The following is a 19,458-nucleotide window of genomic DNA, read 5'->3' as shown; positions in this document are numbered from 1 at the left end:
TAATCAGACTGTCTAAGTAAATACTGGAACTTGCCCCCTGTTTTGGTCTCCGTTAAAAAATGTCCATATTTGACATCCCGGAGGGTTCCATCCTCTTCCCTTCCGGGAATGTACGACGCCAGAACACAAAATTGAAGGCGGCCAGCAGCACAAGATATATGTAGACGCCACCTGTCAGTAAGGTTGCCAGATAATGCAGGCCCACCATGCCGATTAGCAGGAACAGCATCAGAAAGCTGCTTCCCGTGAACTCCTTCTGCTTAGCTGCTTCAAAGCGTTCTGAAAAAGGCAGCGACCGCGGCAGCACCAGGAAACACACCACCGCATAAATAAGCGTTGCAAACAGTACAACCACAAGATCCGGCAGGATCCGAATCCCGAAGAGCACAGTGAATACCACCGCTTCTGCTAAGAAAATTGGTATGAACAGCCGGAACAGCGCGGCCTTTAGCATGCCTCTGTACACTGCATGTTCCCCTGGCAGTGGGATGGCCTTGTAAATCCAAGCTCCTTTATAACTTCCTGAATACCGCAGCATCTGTACAATGGTCATCATTAACGTAGCGCTAAAGTATATCCACAGGTATGCCTTTGAATTTCCGATCCCGCCCCCATCTCCTAGCCAGATCATATTTAAGATGAAAATGAAAGGGAACACGATGGAGAAGCCTAGCGTCGGATATACCTTTAGCTTAAAGTCCCGTTCTGTCTTCATCATGGACCAGGTAAATCGAAAGAACATGCCCTCTTCCCGGCTCCGGCAAACTACAGTAGATAGCCATCCAGATAATCTCGCTGCTTCCCGGCCACCGACCTCTTGTGCCGAGAGCTTTTGCAAGCTTTTCTCAAATTGGGGCATAAGCTTTATGTATGTGATGATCAGGAGGAGCGGAAGAATAATCGCCAAACCGGACAACAGGCTAAAATGAATGCCTCTCCCTCCACCAAATGCCAGCTCAAACGGGGCAGCAAACCAGACCGGAGGAATAAGATATTGCCACCATGCCGGTTTGAAGGATGCGCTAAACTCCGCCAGGTTAAACAGCCTGGAAATCAGTTGATAGCCAACGGTTATGGCAATCATCAGTACAATCTGCACATAGTTGATGATATCCTTCAATCTTTCTCCGTCGAAAAGCTTCAGGATCAGCAGGTACAGAAGCCCTGTAATCACCAGGATAAAGCAGTCCATCAGCACAATGGCTACACAGTATAAAAGAAAAAACAAAGGCCCCTGCCGGAATAGCGAGACGATTAGGGTAGGCCCGGCAAGACTTAACGTGAGAGTGAACAGATAAATCAGCACATGGATGTTCTTGGCCATATTCAGGGTACGGCGATTCACCGGTTTGGAGAACAGAATATTCTTGTCCCTAAGATCCAGCAGTACGGAGGAAAAGTCGGAGACCAGTGTAGTGGTAATCATGAACATCACCACACCCAGAACCAGACTCATTTGCAGCATGTAATGGCCGGATGGAATGATGAGCGGGATCAAGAACGTACCCATTATCAAGTAAACCCACTGCGGACGAAACGGCGAGCCTTCCTTCGGCTCAGCTGATCTTTGTGTAGCTGCAAGAACTGTAGGTGCCCTTCTCCCATCCATCGTCAGTTTGACTTGTAGAATGCTACGCATAGCGCCGTAATCGATGCCAACTCTGGAAAACAGTCCCTCCAGCCGATCCAGCAGCTTCAGTACCCGAAAATCATTCATCTGCAGCACCTTCTTGAATTATGGTCACGAATTCACCGGCGATATCCCGGTATTTGTCAAAGCCGGTCAACTGGTTAAAAATCTCTTCAAGCGAGCCTTCCCGGCTCTGGTCCTTCAGCTCCGCAAAGCTGCCATCGGCCACAATATCCCCTCCAGCAATAAGCACAATACGGCTGCTGATCTTCTCGACAACATCCATGATATGCGAAGAGTAGAAAATGGTCTTGCCTCGTGCGGCCAGTGAAGCGAAGATCTCCTTCACCACCATAACACTATTGGCATCAAGACCGCTCAGCGGCTCGTCGAGGAACAGAATATCCGGGTCATGCAGCATGCTGGAGACCAGCAGCACTTTCTGCTTCATTCCTTTGGAAAAGGAGGAGATGCGCATGTCGTAGGCCTTTTCCAGACCTAGCAGAGCGGTCAGCCGCTTGGCCTTGTCGTCTGCATCGCTGCGTTTCATGCCGTATAGCTCGCCAATGAAGCACAGATACTCCCGTGCCGTCAGGCTATCATATAGTTCCGCGACTTCCGGCACATAGCCGATCCGTCTCTTATAAGTGTTGTCGCCGTCAGCGATATCTTTCCCGAAGATCTCTACGGTCCCGTTATATCCCTCAACCAAACCAAGCATGATCTTGACCGTAGTGCTTTTCCCAGCACCGTTCGGACCGATATAGCCGATAATCTGCCCAGGGTAGACTTCCAAATCAATCCCCCGGAGAACCATTCTGTCTGAGTAATTCATCCACAAGCCAGAGATTGAAATCACCGGCTTCTCTGCAACAGCCATTCCTTTCATCTCCTTCCAAATTAACCTGTTATCCCAGGCTGATCGTCCGGAAGCTAGCGGAAGACCTGCCTTAAATTAGGTTACTTTACCTTATTCTAGCGGAAACTATTCCCTCTTACTATCCTTAATGACACATTATTCGGGAAAACGACGCCGCTTTGGACAAACTGCAATGATTTGGCACAATTCAAAAAGCAGCACCCCCGGAGTCGTTCCGAAAGGTGCTGCTAGAATAGAATGAATGGAATTAAGCGAAATTCTGCAAGAGTACCGCTACACCCAAAACCATGATACGGGCAGCATTCATCAGGATGAAATTTTTAACGGAAAGAATAAAGGTGCTGGCCTTCTCCTGCCTCGCATGAAACGTTGCAACATTGCGGCGGAGCGGAATTAGAGTCAGAAGGATCAGCAGGACGAGCACCGGATGAACCTTCAGGATCAATAACACTACAAGGTCAAGATAAGAGACATAATATAGCAGTTTGAACAACAGGAGTGCCCGCTCTCTACCAATATAGACAGGAAGAGTGTATCTGCGGTTTTCAATATCCTCCTCGATGTCGCATATATTGTTCGCCAGCATAATACCCGAAATCCCCAAAATGGCTGGCACAGAAAACCAGAAGAGATAAATTACCTCTACAAGATTAATATGTAGATTGACCCAGCCCCCCTGAATCAGTAGCGAGACGACACTATTGTCAGTATGGATATAGGCCGAGATAAAGATAATGACGAAGCCCATGAACAGCCCGGAGAACAACTCTCCCAGCGGCATTCGTGAGATTGGAATGGGACCAAAGGAATATAGAATGCCAATGAGGAACGACAATCCCCCCAACAGGAAGACCAGAAGGCCTGTCTGTGACACCAGCGCAATCCCGCCCCCGGCCGCCAGCGCGAGCAGGATGATAATGGTTGCAACCACCGTACGCTCTTTCAGCTTAAAATGAACGATCGCATTATGCGTCTCATAGCCATAGCCATGTGTCTTGGATGCTTTTTTGAAATCATAATAATTGTTAATCGCCGTCGTAGCCATATCAAAACTCAGCAGAGAAATGAACATCAGACCAAACCGCAGAATATAAAAATCCTCGAACCGGTACAAGGCGTACAACGTTCCCATTAGAAAAGGAATCATGCTTGCTGCCTTCGTCGGCAGCTCCACAAACTTCAGAAAACTTCTTACATTCAAATCGATCACCCTTATCACTTAAATGAACAGTTCATATCATAGAGTCATTATATCGTAATTTCGAGGTGACCTGTCAGGAATCGACAGGAAATGAACAAAAAATCATTCCAGAGAAGCAGGGCAGTATGATATGATAGGCAGGCCAATAACAGCGCCCTTCAGGGTGCTGTTGTCATGAGCGAACACTTTTAAATAATGGAGGCATTAACTTTTATGTCAGCGCAACCGCAATCCCCCCAATCCGTCAAGATCGTCACTGCCGATCCTGGTGCCATTGGCCTGTTCGGACTAGCTATCGTCACGCTGGTCGCATCTTCACAGAAGCTCGAGATTACCTCGGGATTCAGCTATGTCATTCCTTGGGCTATTTTCCTGGGCGCCTTCGCCCAGCTATTTGCCAGCATTCAGGATGCTAAGCACAATAATACCTTCGGCATGACCGCTTTTGGAGCCTATGCCTTCTTCTGGTTCGGCATGGCCGCCAGCTGGCTGATCAAGCTCGGTGTATTCGGAACAACCCTGGCCGAAGCCGTGGATCCGAAGCAGCTCGGATTTGTGTTTCTGGGATACCTGATCTTCACGCTCTTCATGACGATCGGTGCCGTGGAGGCCAATAAGGTCCTGCTGATCATCTTCATCCTGATTGACTTCCTGTTCCTGGGTCTGACGTTTGATTCTTTCGGGATTGCGGCTGAAGCCTTTCATAAACTGGCTGCCTTTGCAGAGCTAGGCATCGCTCTGGTCTCCTTCTATGGCTGTGGAGCTTCGGTACTGAACGCTCACTTCGGACGTTCGTTCCTGCCAATGGGCGCGCCACTGCGTATTTTCAAAAAATAAGGATTCAATTCCTGCATCAAAAACAACGGATAAACGTACACCTGCCACTCTGGCGGAGCGCGTTTATCCTTTTTTTATGCAGATGTGCTGCCCCTCACGCATAGGCGTGGTACACTATCTGTATACCGCAATAATCAGATTAGAACCCTCATGTTAACCGAAAGGATTTGGAGACAATGAATGTGTTCACTTCTTCTGAATGGATTGGAACGGCCGTATTCGCCCTAATTCTTCTCATTATTGCTTATCGCGTCATCCGCGGGCTCCCCAAGATGACAGGAGACATCGCCGCTTTTCGCAAAAGAACACTCGTCTGGACCCAGGTGGCCCTGGTGCTGACCGTACTTCAATTGAATTTCAAAGCCGGGGATTGGCGCTTCGCCATTATCCTGGGTATGATCGTTCTCTTCACCGGCAGCATCTGGCTGGCCGCTCGCCGTGAAGATATTCGCAGCGGTGCAGGAGCAGATCCTGCCGGACATAATGAATAGATTCAGGGCTCCCGCAAGGGAGCTTTTTTCATGATCTCCCGCTGAAGTACGAACAAGTTGTGACAAAAGCATAGTTCATGCTGACCTAACCATACTAAGCTCATTCCAAGAGGATCTCGGAGGGATGACGGATGGGCAAAAAGATGAATCTGCTGATGTTCAGCGGGGACTATGACAAAGCAATGGCGGGATTGATCCTGGCAAATACTGCTCGGGATATCGAATGCGAGGTGACCATGTTCTTTGCGTTCTGGGGGCTGTTCCTGGTCCGTGACCCGGAGAAGATGACACTGGAGGACAAGAGTATTTACGAGAAGCTGATGGATGTCATGACCCCCAAAGGACCGGAACAACTCCCCCTGTCACGGATGAATTTCAGCGGGCTGGGCCGGATGATGCTGGAGGAGATGATGGAGGCGCAGGGTGCGCCGAAGCTGATTCATTTTCTCAAGGGCGCCGGTAAAAAGAACATCAAGTTCTACGCCTGCAAACTCTCGGTGGAAATCATGGGCTTCAAACCGGAGGAATTCCTGCCGGAGGTTGAGATTATTGATGCGGCTGCCTATTTGAAGGATGCGCTGGAGAGTGACATGCAGCTGTTCATCTAGCTCTCAGGCTTGGGCGTTAACCTATTCCCGGAGCGGGGCATATACTGAGGCCAAAGAAACTACAGGCTGGAGGGAATGTCCGTGCTGAATATCATCCCCGCCTCTTCCCCGGAGATGCCATCTTCGCTGCAAACTTATTTTGCATCCTTTCGCGAGCACACCATCGGAACAGGATTTACGCTTACGACGCCCTATGGCAGACAGCCTCTTTTGTACGCTGACTGGACCGCCAGCGGACGTCTCTACGAGCCCATTGAGCGCCGAATGCTGGAGACTTTCGGCCCTTATGTCAGCAACCCACATACTGAGTCCAACACTACCGGGCTGACGATGACCTTGGCCTATATCGAGGCCCGGAATATTATTAAAGCCCATGTCCACGCAGGGCCGCAGGATGCGCTGCTTTTCTGCGGCAACGGCACCACCGGGGCAATAAACAAGCTCCAGCGCATTCTGGGCCTGAAGATGCCGGAATGGCTGCATGGCAGGAGCCTTAACCCTGAAGACCGCCCAGTCGTCTTCGTCAGCCACATGGAGCATCATTCCAACCTCCTGCCCTGGCAGGAGAGTCTTGGCGATGTCGTTACTGTACCACCGGGAGCGGACGGGAACATCGATCTGAATCAGCTCGAATACCTGCTGCGTCTTTACCGGCACCGGCGCCTGAAAATCGGCGCCTTCACGGCCTGTTCCAATGTGACAGGCATCCGCACGCCTTACCCTCAGCTCGCCGCAGCCATGCATCGCCACGGCGGGGTCTGCTTTGTTGATTTTGCCGCCAGCGCCCCCTATGAGCCGATCGATATGCATCCGTCTTCACCGCAGGAGAAGCTCGACGCGATCTTCTTCTCCCCGCATAAATTCCTCGGCGGACCCGGAAGCAGCGGCGTGCTGCTGTTCGACTCCGCCCTTTATAACAGCCGCCTTCCCGACGAGCCTGGCGGCGGCACCGTGGTTTGGGTCGATGCCTGGGGCGGCCGCCGCTACATAGAGGATATAGAAACCCGCGAGGATGGCGGCACGCCGGGCTTCCTGCAGGCCTTCCGCACTGCACTGGCTATTCATCTGAAAGAAACCATGAACGGGGGCGGTGAATACATACTGCTCAGGGAGCGGGAACTTTGCCGACAGCTGCTGGATGGATTGCAGACTATACCCGGCTTAACCGTATTGGCCGGAGAGCAACAGGAACGACTAGGGATTGTTTCTTTTACGATACGCGATGTCCACTATAACCTCGCGGTGCAGCTGCTGAACGACCGCTTCGGCATTCAGGCCCGCGGAGGCTGTTCTTGCGCAGGTCCTTACGGCCATCATCTGCTGGGGCTCGGCCCTAAGGACTCCGCTGGCTTCATCAAGGCTATCTATGCTGGAGATCAGTCACTCAAGCCGGGCTGGGTCCGCCTCTCGCTCCACCCCATCATGACAGATAAAGAAGTGGCGCGAATGGTCTCCGCCATCCGCGCCATCGTACTGCATATTGAAGAGTGGAAACAGGATTACAGGTATAACTCCGAAACTAACGGCTGGCAGCACATTACTGCTGCCGCACCAGCAATTAAGGATGCCGCCGGATGGTTTCGCCTGTGAGTTTCGTTAACCCCGCTGACCTCCAGCGTAACTAACACCTAGATGACTGATCAGCGAGACATCTTATTATTGAGATAGCCTATTTGCGAAACAGCCTACTATAGAGACTGCCCGTCCTTTACCATGTCCAGATCAGCGGCAGCCGCATTGGCGATGACCTGTGCGACATCCTTGCAGCCAGGAATTACACTCGTTACTGCAGGATGCTGAAGGCACCAGCCCAAGGCCCATTGCGCCATTGGAATGCCTTCCGGCACTTCACTTTTTGCAATCTTAGCGACTTCGAGCAATTGCTTCTGCCGCGTGTCCGCATTATGATTCGCCCGGACATCACCGGTCGGGAAAGCCGCATCCGGCTTATATTTCCCGCTTAGATAGCCACTGGCAAGCGGTACCCGTGCCAGCACACCCAGGTTATGCTTGGCGCACAGCGGGAAGACTTCTTCTTCCGGGCCGCGTTCCAGACGGTTATATACGACCTGTATGGCCTCTGCCCCAACTGCCTGAGCGGAGGCTGTCTGGTGAACACCTGTGCCAGAGGCACTAATGGAAATTCCTAAGTGACGAATTTTTCCGGCCTGCATCTGTCTATCCAGCATGCTCCACAGTTTGTCGTTCTCGAACTCGGCGTCGGTCCCCGAATGGAACTGATAGAGATCGACATACTCGGTCTGGAGCGATTTAAGTGAATCATCCAGTTGCTTCAGCACCTGATCGGCACTCCACAGCTGTTCCCGCTGGAGATGTCCCTTGAATCCGTGGCCGAACTTGGTCGCGACAATCCAGTCCTCACGTTTACGACGGGCCAGATAGTTACCAATGAACCTCTCTGACAAGTGGTCGCCGTAACATTCTGCTGTATCAATCAGATTGATTCCAAGTTCCCCGGATTTGTCCAGCATGGCATCAACTTCGTTTTGGGTAAAATCCTTGCCCCATTCCCCGCCAAACTGCCAGGTCCCAATTCCGATCACAGACACGTTCAGTCCCGTACTTCCAAGCTTACGGTATTTCATAACGACACCTCTTCCTTTCATATCTGGAGTCTAATTAAACTTTAGATCTATGCTTGTCCTAATGTTACTTTTTGTTTAAATTATTTGCCACTGCCGCCATCACTTGCTGTTCTGGTAAAATACCTTTCTATGGCTTTGACGCCCCAGAAAGACAACGCTATAAAGAGCAGTACGTATAGTCCTTCCGCAGGACGGCGGATAAACCGCTCCAGATCATTGCCGATATATGAGACCGCAAACACCATAATGGCTTTGCCCGCGATCAAAGCCAATAGATAGGAACGCAGCCGCATTCCGGCCAGCCCGGCAGCCATATTAATGACAACGAATGGTCCTACGGGAAACAAACTGAGCAGAAACACATAGCTGAAGCCCCGCTGGCGTACCCAGGTCATGCTCTTCGCCACCTTTGGGCGCAGGGCCCATTTGCGCAGATAGGGGTGGGAAGCAATTTTGCGGACAATCAGAAAAGTCGTTACACAGCCCGCGACCAGACCAATCCACGAATACAAAAAGCCAAGCCACAAACCATACACCGCACCGTTCAAACCGACGATAGCGATGGTAGGCAGGGGTGGCACAAATGATTTCATAAAAGTTAATGCAATGCCCGGAAAAGGTCCGAACGAACGATATTGTTCCAGCATGTGCCGCAGATTATCCTCTGTCAGCCATGAAGCGATATCCAGATAGTACATAACGTGCCGCTCTCCTCATCCCTCCTGAATCAGTAGCTCCATGCCACCTCAGGTTAATCACCTAGCACTGAGTTTCAATTATACAATACATTGGGACAAAATTGACGCGGCGAATTTGGTACAAGTATCTTCATCCCGTAGGCATAGTTCTGTTATAATCCGGGTTAATAACCATTATGAAGGTGGGCGATTATGGACATTCAATCCAATTTCATATACTCTCTGCGAGAGTGCATCAAGAGCGGCGATGCCTTTGAATCACTGCAGATCATGTCCATCCTGCGGCCTGAGTATGAGGGACGGGCCTAGACACGTCCATGCACTACCTGTTTGCGAACCTGTATTTTTAGTTTATATAGAAGATACATGTACCCTAACGAACATCCAGAGCGCAGCCAAGGAGGAGACCACCTTTGATCAAAATAGGGCTGACCGGCTTCGGCGACCATGAGGAATTGTACGGAAAAATCAAACCGGCCGAACGGTTGTCTACATACAGCGCCCATTTTTCCATTGTAGAAATCGACAGTTCCTTCTACGCGGTTCAGCCGGTCAGAAATTATGTGAAATGGGTCAACCAAACCCCGGACGGATTCCAGTTCATCGTGAAAGCCTATCAGGGAATGACTGGTCATCTACGCGATAAAAAGAATTACTTTGATACAAAGGACGCTATGTTCGCCGCTTTCCACGAATCCATCCAGCCTGTTATCGAATCCGGCAAGCTGGCCATGACACTGTTCCAGTTCCCGCCCTGGTTCGACTGCACCAAGGATAATGTGGATATGCTGCGCGATATCAGAGCGCGGATGAAAGACGTGCCCTGCGCCCTTGAATTTCGCCATGAGAGCTGGTACAGCCCGGCATTCCGCGACAAGACGCTGCATTTCATGGCGCGTGAGGGCTGGATTCATACGATAGTGGATGAGCCGCAGGCCGGGACTGGCTCGATTCCGATTGTAGCGGTGGCTACTTCCCCGGACATCACTTATGTGCGACTGCACGGCCGCAATGTCTCCGGCTGGCACCAAAGCAGCCACCCGGATTGGCGCAAGCTGCGCTACCTATACCGGTATGATCAGGAAGAACTCGGCGAGTGGAAGGAACGTCTGTTGAAGCTGGAGAAAAGCTGCCGTAATCTCTACGTAGTCTTCAACAACAATTCCGGCGGTGATGCTACTGACAACGCCAAGGAGCTTCAGAACATGCTCGGCATAGACGGCGGTCTGGCTCCGCGCCAGCTTGATCTCTTTCAATAGCCTAAAAAAAGATCATGACATCTGCAAATAACTGGTATTCCCTCCCTTTAAAAAGTGAAGAATAACCGAAGAAGCCTGAAGAGCGATCTGAAAGCACTGCAGCAGCGAAGGAGGCAGAGAGATGAAGAGAAATCATACGATGATGCAGTTTTTCGAGTGGCATGTTGCAGCAGACGGGAAGCACTGGAAACATCTCGCGGAAATGGCACCAGAGCTGAGCAGCACGGGGATTGACGCCATATGGATTCCGCCCGTGACCAAGGCCGTCTCCGCAGAAGATACCGGATATGGTGTCTATGACCTCTATGATCTCGGTGAATATGACCAAAAAGGTACAGTACGCACCAAATACGGTACCAAGCAAGAACTGGTCGACGCCATTGCCGAGTGCCAAAAGAATGGCATCGCTGTGTATGTTGATCTCGTCATGAACCATAAGGCCGGTGCGGACGAGACCGAGGTATTCAAGGTAGTCGAGGTCGATCCCCATGACCGGATGAAGGAAATTTCGCAGCCGTTCGAGATCGAGGGATGGACCAAGTTCACTTTTCCGGGACGCGGAGACGAGCATTCTGCCTTCAAGTGGAATTTCGATCATTTCAATGGCACGGACTTCAATGCCAAGGAGGGCCGTTCCGGGGTATTTCGTATTGTAGGTGAGAACAAGACCTGGAATAAGAACGTGGATGATGAGTTCGGCAACTATGATTATCTGATGTTCGCAAATATTGATTACAGCCATCCTGCAGTCAAAAAGGAAATGCTCCAGTGGGGAGGATGGCTGGTGGATACACTGCAATGCAGCGGCTACCGCCTCGACGCTATCAAGCACATTAACCATGAATTTATAAAAGAATTTGCAGCGGAGATGGTGCACAAGCGTGGGGAGGATTTCTACATCGTAGGCGAATTCTGGAATCCTGATCTTGCCTCCTGCCGCGAATTTCTGGACACGGTGGATTATCGGATTGATCTCTTTGACGTATCGCTGCACTACAAGCTGTATTCTGCCGCTCTTGGCGGGCGGGATTTTGATCTAAGCACCATTTTCAATGATACATTGGTGCAGAGCCACCCCGGCAATGCGGTCACCTTCGTCGACAACCATGACTCCCAGCCGCATGAGGCGCTGGAATCATGGGTCGGTGACTGGTTCAAACAAATTGCTTATGCTCTCATTTTGCTGCGCCGCGACGGGTATCCCGTCGTCTTCTACGGTGACTATTACGGGATCGGCGGCCCGGCCCCGATCGAAGGCAAGAAAGCCGCGATCGACCCGTTGCTGTACGCCCGTTACCACAAAGCTTACGGTGAGCAAAAGGATTATTTGGACCACCCCAACACGATCGGCTGGGTACGGCTTGGTGTGGAGGAGATCGAAGGCTCCGGCTGTGCAGTGGTTATCTCCAATGGCGACAAAGGTGAGAAGCGGATGCAGGTAGGCAAGCATCGCGCCGGTGAGGTGTGGGTGGATTTCACTGGCACTCGCAAGGAGAAGCTTACCATTGGGCAGGACGGTTGGGCGGCCTTTCCTGTGAATGGCGGAAGCGTCTCTGTCTGGGCTCTTCCCCACGAGGAGAATGAAGAATGATAGGGATAACACTGCCGCGCTTAATCTTACCTCTCGTAGCTGTTTCGCTCCGGGCTAGTGCACAGTGGGCTTGAAGTCAAACCGTTAAAATTACCTGTGGAGACGACATAAATCACATATTCAGCAGCAAATAAAAGAGACCCCTTCTCCGCCTATTGGTGGAAGGGGTCTTCGTGTATCTCATAGTTTATGGCGCTGTGATTTGCTTCTAGCCATAGTATGCAGGCTCCGTAATTGGGTACTCAATAGGAATTCAACAGACGCCATTCCCGTTATTCACACCCGGCACAACCTACTCTTCCGCCTCCGGATGCTTGGATACGAGCCGTACCAGATCCAGGGTCAGAATCGGCAGTTGCAAGGAAGCCGGATACGCTAGATAACGCGGTTCCCACTCTGGACCGAACTTCTCCTTGTAGCGTCGCAGGCCGGAGAAACCATACCAATGGCCTCCCTTCTTGAAGACCAGACGGGCGAGCTTCTCCTCCCGCAGCGCACCGGCATTCTGACCCACACTGGAGAGAGGGGCATTACCAAGATTGAATCTTTGATAGCCCTGACCCTTGGCCCATTCCATCAACCGGATGAATAAATAATCCATCGTCCCGTTCGGTGCCTGCTTCCGGTGACGCATCAAATCTATGGAGAGTGTCGTACCCCCGTCATACCCGGGAACAAGGGTAGCGAAGGCTACCACCTCACCAGAAGCCTGTCTCAGGAGTGCAATTGGAGCGAGCTGCAGATAGGCTTCCTTGAACCAGCCGAGCGAATACCCTTTCTCCGTCCGACCGCCCAGCCACTCTCCCGAAATCGAGCGCAGTTCTTTGATTAGGACGGCTGAATGCGGCTGTTGCGATATTTCAAACTGGTAGCCTTCCCGTTCAAAACGGTTGTTGACACTACGCAGGTCGGCATTCTTACGGCCACTGAGAGTGAACGTCTCCAACGATACCATAGCTTCTTCGCCTAGCTTGAAGAAATGATAGCCCTGCTCATGATATACCGGCAGGAATGCTGGTGTAGCCTGATAAAAGACTACGGACAACCCATACTTGTCCGCCGCCTGCCGGAACTCACTGATGGCGTTGTTAATAAGCTCCTTGGCACCCAGCGGATCACCAAGCACAACAAGCTTATCTCGCACCCGAGAATAAGGGAGCAGCACTTGCCCATCCTGTGCCCAATAGAAGCTTTTGTCGCCCAGATACAGCACATGGGTTAGGGAGTTGCCAGGCACCTTCTTCAGAAACTGTGTCAGACGGTCCATGTCCGGAGGGCCTGACAGCTCCTCGGAATCACGGTGAGGCCGAAGCGTGACAAACATCGTCAGCAGGAGCCAGGAGAAGATCAGCCCGCTGGCTGCGGTAAAGGCAACATTACTGTGTCGTTGCAGCCACTCCGGATGAATGCCTGGCGGAAGATGCTTCATAAAACCGCGATGCACATGACTGCCAAGCAAATAGTAGATAACGGCAATCACCGAAGTCAGTGCCAGCCACCTGGCCGTACTTTGCCGGCTGACCGGCGCGCTGACCCGGTAGAACCGGGCTCTGGATATCCAAAGGATCACCCCGACTACCAGCAGGAAGATAGCCTCCTCGTAATCAAAACCTTTGGTAAAAGCAAACAGCGCGCCACCCAGCAGCGAGAGGCTGGTCCAAATATAGGCTCTGCGGATCCGCAGGGAGATGCCCCGTGACAGCAGGATGAGCATAAAGCCGATCAGGACGGATAAATGATGCGATAGCCGCATGATCGGAAATGACAGCAGCTTTTCCGTGATCTCCAACCGGTACAGCAGTTCCGGCGTTGCTGCGGACAGCAGCAGAATGAGACCGCTGGCAAAGACCAGTTTGCCTAGCGCCCATACCCCAAGGTCGCTGAGGAAGGTGTACTGTCCTGGCCAACGCCAGATTTTCTGCCACAGATTCAGCGAGGGCTCCAGCCCCACAGCTGCGCGTTCCAGCATTTTTCTGCCCTGCAGCCCAATCTCCAGCGCGGCCAGCACGAGGCCGATCAGCCAGGGAATCAGATAATAGAACAAACGGTAGATCACCAGCACCGCCATAGCCTGATCGGTCTGATAACCCATTTGGGTCAGACCCAGAAGTGCGATAAGGTCGAATGCACCGATCCCGCCGGGAGCCATACTTAGAATACCAGCGATGGCTGCAATCGTATAAATGCTGAAGATAGTCACAAAATGCACACCACCCAGCAGGTGGTGGCCAATCGACCAGAATGTAATACCAGCGAACAGCCATTCCAGGAACGACGCACCAACCGAACTCCCTACCGTGAGCCACGGTGTTCGTCCCTGGCCACGGTTAATCCATTTCGCGTACAGCGCCGACCGCTGCACGAACACAAAGAATGGCAGGTACAGCGCCATGCCCCAGACTGCAAACACCAGCCAACGATGCTCATGCATCAATCCCGCTGCAGGTAGAATGCCAAAGATGTTGCCCCAGGATAACAGGGATAGTCCCGTGATCATAAGCGGTGACAGGAAAACGATCGCCGGTGTCAGAACGGCTGAGGATACGCCGCTCTTCTTATATAGCAGTGTCCGTAGCCCCACACCAGCCAGCCCGGCAAAGCCGATCAGGTTATTGAATGTATTGGCAATCCATGCATAACGGAACGTGCTCCATAAACTTACCTTCAGCTTGAAATGAGCACGTATCAAATAGTCATAAGCACTCATTACCGCTACCGCAAGCAATGCAATCCCCATCATCTGAAAGATAGATGATGCCGGAACGTCCTTCAGCTCGCGAAGCGTACGTCCCAGGTGAACCTGCTTCAGTTCGTGCTGTCCTTCCCAATATACAAGCGCTATAATCGCCAGCGGAAAAAGAGCGCGTACCGCCCGAATCCGGTAAATGGATACCAGTAGCCTTACAATCTTGAACCGCTCCAGCGCCTCTTTCATTGAATGCATAAATCCACCTGCCCTTGCTACTGCCACACGTTCCGCCGGCAAAACCTGCCGCACTGTCCTTGGTCCGGGCAGCGGTTCATGTGCGAGAATTTCAACTTGTCCATTATAACAATACGTAAACCGGCTGGCATGTAACAAACAGCACCTGTAACCATCACATTACCTCTAATATATAAGACTGAATCCAGAGCATATACCCTGCAATATAGCCTTATTTATTTTACCAGAAACTAGATCATCTATCCCCTTTACCATCCACCCTAAACGAGCCTGCTTCCATAGTTTACTAAGAGCGTAACCAAAAAAGTACGCCTCTGCAACTATATGGTGGAAACACAGGTATTGATAGCTACGCAGCCGCATGAGAGAACTTTATTTCAGTACGAATTTGAAAAGAGATCTAACCACGTCCACCAAACGCATAAATAACCCATGTATTTTCTGCTACCACACTCTAAGAAAAAGAGGACGGAGTCAGGAATGTCTCCCTGCTTCCGTCCTGAAATGAACTGGAGCTACGCCCCCTTGTTCAGATTTCCGGCAACATCGACCGTTTTACAATCGCCGCTTCTTCTGTTAACCAGTGTCACGCTTAGGCATCCGCAGCCTGAATCGCTTCGGCCAATCGCTCATTTAATTCTTCGGCATACTGAGCCGTCAATTCTGTCGTCCATCCGAAATATTTTCCCATATAGGTGGTTACAGCATCCTTCCACGCCTCTACCCAGGCTATATTGAAGAAAAGCGCACCTGTGCGGCGTATAAAAAAGTCCACCGGTCTCAGAGTCATTTCCTCTTCTATGGAATACAGAAGAGCAGCCAGCAAGGATGCGGGGAGTCCTTCCTTCTCTGCTTTCAGAGCGTGCTTCACAATTAACGTATAGACCGCGCCAATGTTAGAACCGTATCTCCGTACCAGTTGCTCCGCTTCATGTGGCGACAGTCCCAGCCTCGTTCCCTCCGGAATACGTTCTTGCACAAACTTCTTATACTGAATGGATCCCCCAACATCACCGCCGGAGATCGGCATGTGCCCGGTCTGGCATCCAGAAATAGCAGCAAGTCCAGCAGCACTCCGTTGCTTTGCGACCAGATCCACCACCGTCTCCGCCATTTTGCGGTAGCCAGTCAGCTTGCCGCCAGCCATAGAGATCAGACCTGAAGCCGAGACGAAAATTTCATCCTTGCGGGAAATCTCAGACGGGCTTTTGCCCTCTTGATGTATCAGAGGACGCAGTCCTGCCCAGCTCGATTCCACATCACCGTCAGTCAGTTTCATGCCGGGGAACATCTCATTAGCCGCCTGAAGGATATACACCCTGTCAGCTTCAGTAACCAGCGGATTTACCAGATCACCTTTATAATTCGTATCGGTCGTCCCTACATAAGTTTTGTTGTCCCGCGGGATCGCGAACATCATGCGCCCATCAGGGGTATCAAAATAAATTGCTTGCTTCAGCGGGAAACGCCCCTGGTCAAACACTAGGTGAACGCCCTTGGATAAATGCAGCATTTTGCCCTCTTTGGAATGGTCCTTCTCCCTTAGTGTATCTACCCAAGGTCCAGCAGCATTGATGATATGCTTCGCGCGAAGCTCATAAGAACGTCCGCTGAACTGATCGATCATTACTACACCCGCCAACTGTTTATTATCATACATAAACTGTTCCACCTTGGCGTAGTTCACAGCCAGCGCCCCGTGCTTCACAGCCTCCTTTAACACTTCAATCGTCAAGCGGGCATCGTCCGTCCGATACTCCACATAATAACCACCGCCTTTGAGACCCTGTTGCTTCAACAGCGGTTCTTTGCCCAGTGTCTCCCCAGCGCTCAGCATCGTTCGGCGCTCACCCTTTTTAACCCCAGCCAAGTAGTCATAGACCCGGAGTCCAAGGGATGTCGACATTTTCCCGAAGGTACCCCCCTCATAAATCGGCAGCAGCATCCATTCCGGTGTAGTGACATGAGGTCCATTCTCGTACACAATCGCCCGTTCTTTGCCCACCTCTGCCACCACACCAATCTCCAACTGTTTCAAATAGCGGAGTCCACCATGCACAAGCTTGGTCGACCGGCTAGAAGTGCCCCCGGCAAAATCCTGCATCTCTAAAAGGGCGGTCCGCAGGCCGCGGGTCTGTGCATCCAAAGCAATTCCCGCCCCTGTAATGCCCCCGCCGATCACCAGCACATCCCATTCCTGTTCCGCCATTTGATTCAGATATTGATCTCGTTTGCCCGCCGAAAAAGTCCCCATGTCTATTTCCTCCCATACAAGTAGAAACGGCTTTGCCGTCCTCTAAGGGGACGGTATCCGCTTCAGCGAGAAATATAAGAATAATTTATAATGTAAAACATATAAATTCTTATATTTGTAAAAAAACCACAAACATGCCGGCTGCGATAGCTTGCGCAGCGGCTGTTGTGGTTTCTCCAGTTCTCCAACCTATTGTATTAACTTGTTGAGGTAAGTATACCATGCTGACTTTTCAGTGAAAAGCCTGTGCGGCACGCACCGCTTTTTTCCATCCGCCGTACAAAGCATCTGCTGCCCCTTCATCCATCGTTCTGTCGAAGGCACGCTGAATCTGCCATAATGCAGAGATCTCATTCTGATCCTGCCAGAATCCTACAGCTAGACCCGCCAGATACGCCGCTCCGAGCGCCGTAGTCTCGCTAATCACTGGCCGCTCTACCGTTACACCCAGCATGTCGCTCTGGAACTGCATCAGGAAGTTATTACGGGCCGCGCCACCACCCACCCGCAGCCTTTTGAGAGAAATCCCGGAGTCCTCCTCCATGGCCGCAAGTACATCACGGGTCTGATAAGCCAGCGATTCCAAAGTCGCACGAATCAGATGCTCCTTCGATGTGCCCCGTGTCAGGCCAAACACCGCACCCCTGACTTCACTGTCCCAATACGGCGTACCTAGGCCAACAAAGGCCGGCACCACGTAGACACCTTCTGTTGAATTCACCCGCGAAGCGTATTCTTCACTAACCCCGGCATTCTTGATCATCCGCAGTCCGTCACGAAGCCACTGAATGGCCGAGCCAGCCACAAAGATGCTGCCCTCCAGCGCATATTCGACCTTCCCGTTCAATCCCCAGGCAATCGTGGTGAGCAGGCCATTTCCTGAGGCAATGGCCTGCTCACCGGTATGCATCAGCATAAATGCCCCGGTGCCGTAAGTATTGTTCGCGGTCCCTTGCTCAAAGCAGGTCTGCCCGAACAATGCGGCCTGCTGGTCACCCGCAGCACCCGAGATCGGGACAGCAGCATTGAAGAAATGCTGCCGATTGGTATAGCCATAGACTTCAGAGGATGATCGAACCTCTGGTAGCATGGAGCGCGGAATGTTCAGCAGCGCCAGCAGCTCCTCATCCCATTGCAACTCGTGAATGTTGTACATCAGGGTCCGTGAGGCATTGGAGTAATCGGTAACATGAGCACCCCCGTCGGTCAGCCGCCAGATCAGCCAAGTATCCATCGTCCCGAACAACAACTCTCCGCGTTCCGCCTTCTCCCGCGCCCCCGGAACATGGTCCAGAATCCACTTCACCTTCGTGCCCGAGAAGTATGCGTCGAGACGGAGACCTGTCTTTTGCCTGAAAATTTCATCATGACCCTGGGCCTTGAGATCCTCACAAATCTCCGTTGTTTGTCGGGACTGCCATACAATTGCATGATACACCGGCATCCCCGTAGCCCGATCCCAAACTACAGTCGTCTCCCGCTGATTGGTGATCCCGATGGCAGCCACCTCCTCCGGAGAGATAGCGGTCTCGGTGAACAATGACGAAATGACCGCCAGAATGGAGATCCAGATCTCATTGGCATCATGCTCCACCCAGCCCGGTTGTGGGAAATGCTGCTTGAATTCCTGCTGAGCAATATGAATAATCGTACCTTCACGATCAAATAGAATGGCTCTTGAACTAGTCGTGCCTTGGTCCAAGGCCAGAATATACTTTTTATCCACACTGCACCTCCAGGTTTATTTTATGTTATCGTAATGCCGGCACAGATCCATTTGGGAAGTCGTCACGGCGGTTGCTCCTGCTGCCAACGCCTTCTCCACATCGTCCACAGTACGAATTAGCCCGCCAGCAAAAATCGGAATACCTGTACGCTCCCTCACTTCTGTGATAAGGCCCGGGATGACACCCGGCAGCACCTCAATATAATCAGGCTGTGTCCGTTCTAACAGAGCATAGCTTTTATCCAGAGCACTGGAATCCAGCAGAAATACCCGCTGAACGGCCAGTAAACCGTTTTGCCGCGCTTTGAGAATCACATTGGCCCGGGTCGAGATCAAGCCGGCAGGCTTGATACTCTGACATAGAAAATCTGCCGCAGCTTCATCATTCTTCAGTCCTTCAACCAGATCCACGTGCAGCAGCAGCTTCTTCCGGTGTGATTTTGCCAGATCAACAATGTCCTTCAGTTGCCCGATATGGCTCTCGAGCAGCACAATATATTCGTAAGAGGATTGCAACAGCTTCTCCAGATGCTTCATCTTTCGGATCGCAGGTAAAACAGTCTGTCCCTGAATGGACATGGGCGCTGCCCCTTTCCTAGCATGAGTGTGTGTCGCTCTATCCGCTACTACCAATATAACATTTATTACAGCAAAAAGAGCAGATCACGCACATCCATCGCCCCTCCCGGGATTAGCAAATGGATATGCTGTTTCTGCTCTGTCGCTGTACACA

The 19,458-nt window shown here is 51.5% G+C and carries 15 protein-coding genes; 6 read left to right on the top strand and 9 right to left on the bottom strand.

Going from position 1 to position 19,458, the window contains the following annotated elements:
* Positions 1-52: 52 nt before the first annotated feature.
* From ACFVU8_RS18480 to menA, 3 genes are all read right to left on the bottom strand, one after another.
* Complete coding sequence (locus tag ACFVU8_RS18480) at positions 53-1,717, bottom strand: hypothetical protein (RefSeq protein ID WP_387429184.1); 1,665 nt, start codon at positions 1,715-1,717, stop codon at positions 53-55.
* Positions 1,710-2,510 carry an ABC transporter ATP-binding protein gene (locus tag ACFVU8_RS18475; protein WP_379466527.1) on the bottom strand — a complete coding sequence of 267 codons (801 nt, stop codon included), beginning with the start codon at positions 2,508-2,510 and terminating at the stop codon, positions 1,710-1,712. The genes ACFVU8_RS18480 and ACFVU8_RS18475 overlap by 8 nt, the downstream gene beginning before the upstream one ends.
* 247 nt (positions 2,511-2,757) lie before the next feature.
* On the bottom strand, positions 2,758-3,711 hold the full coding sequence (gene menA, locus ACFVU8_RS18470) for a 1,4-dihydroxy-2-naphthoate polyprenyltransferase (RefSeq protein WP_387429182.1): 954 nt from the start codon (positions 3,709-3,711) through the stop codon (positions 2,758-2,760).
* Between the two features lie 213 nt (positions 3,712-3,924).
* On the opposite strand from menA, the gene ACFVU8_RS18465 reads away from it, so the two are divergent.
* The 4 genes from ACFVU8_RS18465 (at position 3,925) to ACFVU8_RS18450 (ending at position 7,237) form a co-directional block, all read left to right on the top strand.
* A complete protein-coding gene (locus ACFVU8_RS18465; protein ID WP_387429179.1) occupies positions 3,925-4,548 on the top strand; it encodes an acetate uptake transporter in 624 nt (207 codons plus the stop codon).
* 182 nt (positions 4,549-4,730) lie between these two features.
* Positions 4,731-5,039 (top strand): hypothetical protein, encoded by a 309-nt coding sequence (locus ACFVU8_RS18460; RefSeq protein ID WP_387429176.1) that lies wholly within the window; start codon positions 4,731-4,733, stop codon positions 5,037-5,039.
* A 131-nt stretch (positions 5,040-5,170) separates the two neighbouring features.
* Positions 5,171-5,647: a DsrE/DsrF/DrsH-like family protein gene (locus ACFVU8_RS18455; protein WP_387429174.1), complete on the top strand. Its 477-nt coding sequence runs from the start codon at positions 5,171-5,173 to the stop codon at positions 5,645-5,647.
* A 75-nt stretch (positions 5,648-5,722) separates the two neighbouring features.
* Complete coding sequence (locus ACFVU8_RS18450) at positions 5,723-7,237, top strand: aminotransferase class V-fold PLP-dependent enzyme (RefSeq protein ID WP_387429171.1); 1,515 nt, start codon at positions 5,723-5,725, stop codon at positions 7,235-7,237.
* Between the two features lie 98 nt (positions 7,238-7,335).
* On the opposite strand, the gene ACFVU8_RS18445 is transcribed toward ACFVU8_RS18450, so the two are convergent.
* Positions 7,336-8,253 carry an aldo/keto reductase gene (locus ACFVU8_RS18445; protein WP_387429169.1) on the bottom strand — a complete coding sequence of 306 codons (918 nt, stop codon included), beginning with the start codon at positions 8,251-8,253 and terminating at the stop codon, positions 7,336-7,338.
* Between the two features lie 80 nt (positions 8,254-8,333).
* The gene (locus tag ACFVU8_RS18440; RefSeq protein WP_379466532.1) at positions 8,334-8,951 is read right to left on the bottom strand and encodes a TVP38/TMEM64 family protein; all 618 of its coding nucleotides are present in this window, start codon (positions 8,949-8,951) and stop codon (positions 8,334-8,336) included.
* Positions 8,952-9,364: 413 nt separating this feature from the next.
* On the opposite strand from ACFVU8_RS18440, the gene ACFVU8_RS18435 reads away from it, so the two are divergent.
* Positions 9,365-10,210: a DUF72 domain-containing protein gene (locus ACFVU8_RS18435; protein ID WP_175370787.1), complete on the top strand. Its 846-nt coding sequence runs from the start codon at positions 9,365-9,367 to the stop codon at positions 10,208-10,210.
* A 121-nt stretch (positions 10,211-10,331) separates the two neighbouring features.
* Complete coding sequence (locus ACFVU8_RS18430; protein ID WP_387429166.1) at positions 10,332-11,801, top strand: alpha-amylase; 1,470 nt, start codon at positions 10,332-10,334, stop codon at positions 11,799-11,801.
* Between the two features lie 292 nt (positions 11,802-12,093).
* Here ACFVU8_RS18430 and mprF read toward each other — a convergent pair whose 3' ends face one another.
* The 4 genes from mprF to ACFVU8_RS18410 all read right to left on the bottom strand — a co-directional run bounded on the left by mprF (position 12,094) and on the right by ACFVU8_RS18410 (position 19,304).
* On the bottom strand, positions 12,094-14,745 hold the full coding sequence (mprF, locus tag ACFVU8_RS18425) for a bifunctional lysylphosphatidylglycerol flippase/synthetase MprF (RefSeq protein ID WP_387429163.1): 2,652 nt from the start codon (positions 14,743-14,745) through the stop codon (positions 12,094-12,096).
* A gap of 592 nt (positions 14,746-15,337) precedes the next feature.
* Complete coding sequence (locus tag ACFVU8_RS18420; protein ID WP_387429160.1) at positions 15,338-16,999, bottom strand: glycerol-3-phosphate dehydrogenase/oxidase; 1,662 nt, start codon at positions 16,997-16,999, stop codon at positions 15,338-15,340.
* A gap of 232 nt (positions 17,000-17,231) precedes the next feature.
* Positions 17,232-18,725, bottom strand: coding sequence for a glycerol kinase GlpK (gene glpK / locus ACFVU8_RS18415; RefSeq protein ID WP_387429157.1), 1,494 nt, complete (start codon positions 18,723-18,725; stop codon positions 17,232-17,234).
* A gap of 15 nt (positions 18,726-18,740) precedes the next feature.
* Positions 18,741-19,304, bottom strand: coding sequence for a glycerol-3-phosphate responsive antiterminator (locus ACFVU8_RS18410; RefSeq protein ID WP_387429154.1), 564 nt, complete (start codon positions 19,302-19,304; stop codon positions 18,741-18,743).
* Between the last annotated feature and the right edge of the window lie 154 nt (positions 19,305-19,458).

Origin of the sequence: Paenibacillus sp. NPDC058177 (assembly GCF_042883835.1) — a bacterium.
Taxonomy (GTDB): Bacteria; Bacillota; Bacilli; order Paenibacillales; family Paenibacillaceae; genus Paenibacillus_AQ; species Paenibacillus_AQ agri.
The sequence above is the reverse complement of the archived record's forward strand: the minus strand, read 5'-3'. Positions and strand labels throughout refer to the sequence as shown.

What these genes read in the sequence shown, in the direction of transcription:
- ACFVU8_RS18480 (WP_387429184.1), bottom strand. Translation starts at nt 1,717, where the DNA reads ATGAATGATTTTCGGGTACTGAAGCTGCTGGATCGGCTGGAGGGACTG.
- ACFVU8_RS18475 (WP_379466527.1), bottom strand. Translation starts at nt 2,510, where the DNA reads ATGGCTGTTGCAGAGAAGCCGGTGATTTCAATCTCTGGCTTGTGGATG.
- ACFVU8_RS18465 (WP_387429179.1), top strand. Translation starts at nt 3,925, where the DNA reads ATGTCAGCGCAACCGCAATCCCCCCAATCCGTCAAGATCGTCACTGCC.
- ACFVU8_RS18455 (WP_387429174.1), top strand. Translation starts at nt 5,171, where the DNA reads ATGGGCAAAAAGATGAATCTGCTGATGTTCAGCGGGGACTATGACAAA.
- ACFVU8_RS18450 (WP_387429171.1), top strand. Translation starts at nt 5,723, where the DNA reads ATGTCCGTGCTGAATATCATCCCCGCCTCTTCCCCGGAGATGCCATCT.
- ACFVU8_RS18445 (WP_387429169.1), bottom strand. Translation starts at nt 8,253, where the DNA reads ATGAAATACCGTAAGCTTGGAAGTACGGGACTGAACGTGTCTGTGATC.
- ACFVU8_RS18440 (WP_379466532.1), bottom strand. Translation starts at nt 8,951, where the DNA reads ATGTACTATCTGGATATCGCTTCATGGCTGACAGAGGATAATCTGCGG.
- ACFVU8_RS18430 (WP_387429166.1), top strand. Translation starts at nt 10,332, where the DNA reads ATGAAGAGAAATCATACGATGATGCAGTTTTTCGAGTGGCATGTTGCA.
- mprF (WP_387429163.1), bottom strand. Translation starts at nt 14,745, where the DNA reads ATGCATTCAATGAAAGAGGCGCTGGAGCGGTTCAAGATTGTAAGGCTA.
- ACFVU8_RS18420 (WP_387429160.1), bottom strand. Translation starts at nt 16,999, where the DNA reads ATGGGGACTTTTTCGGCGGGCAAACGAGATCAATATCTGAATCAAATG.
- ACFVU8_RS18410 (WP_387429154.1), bottom strand. Translation starts at nt 19,304, where the DNA reads ATGTCCATTCAGGGACAGACTGTTTTACCTGCGATCCGAAAGATGAAG.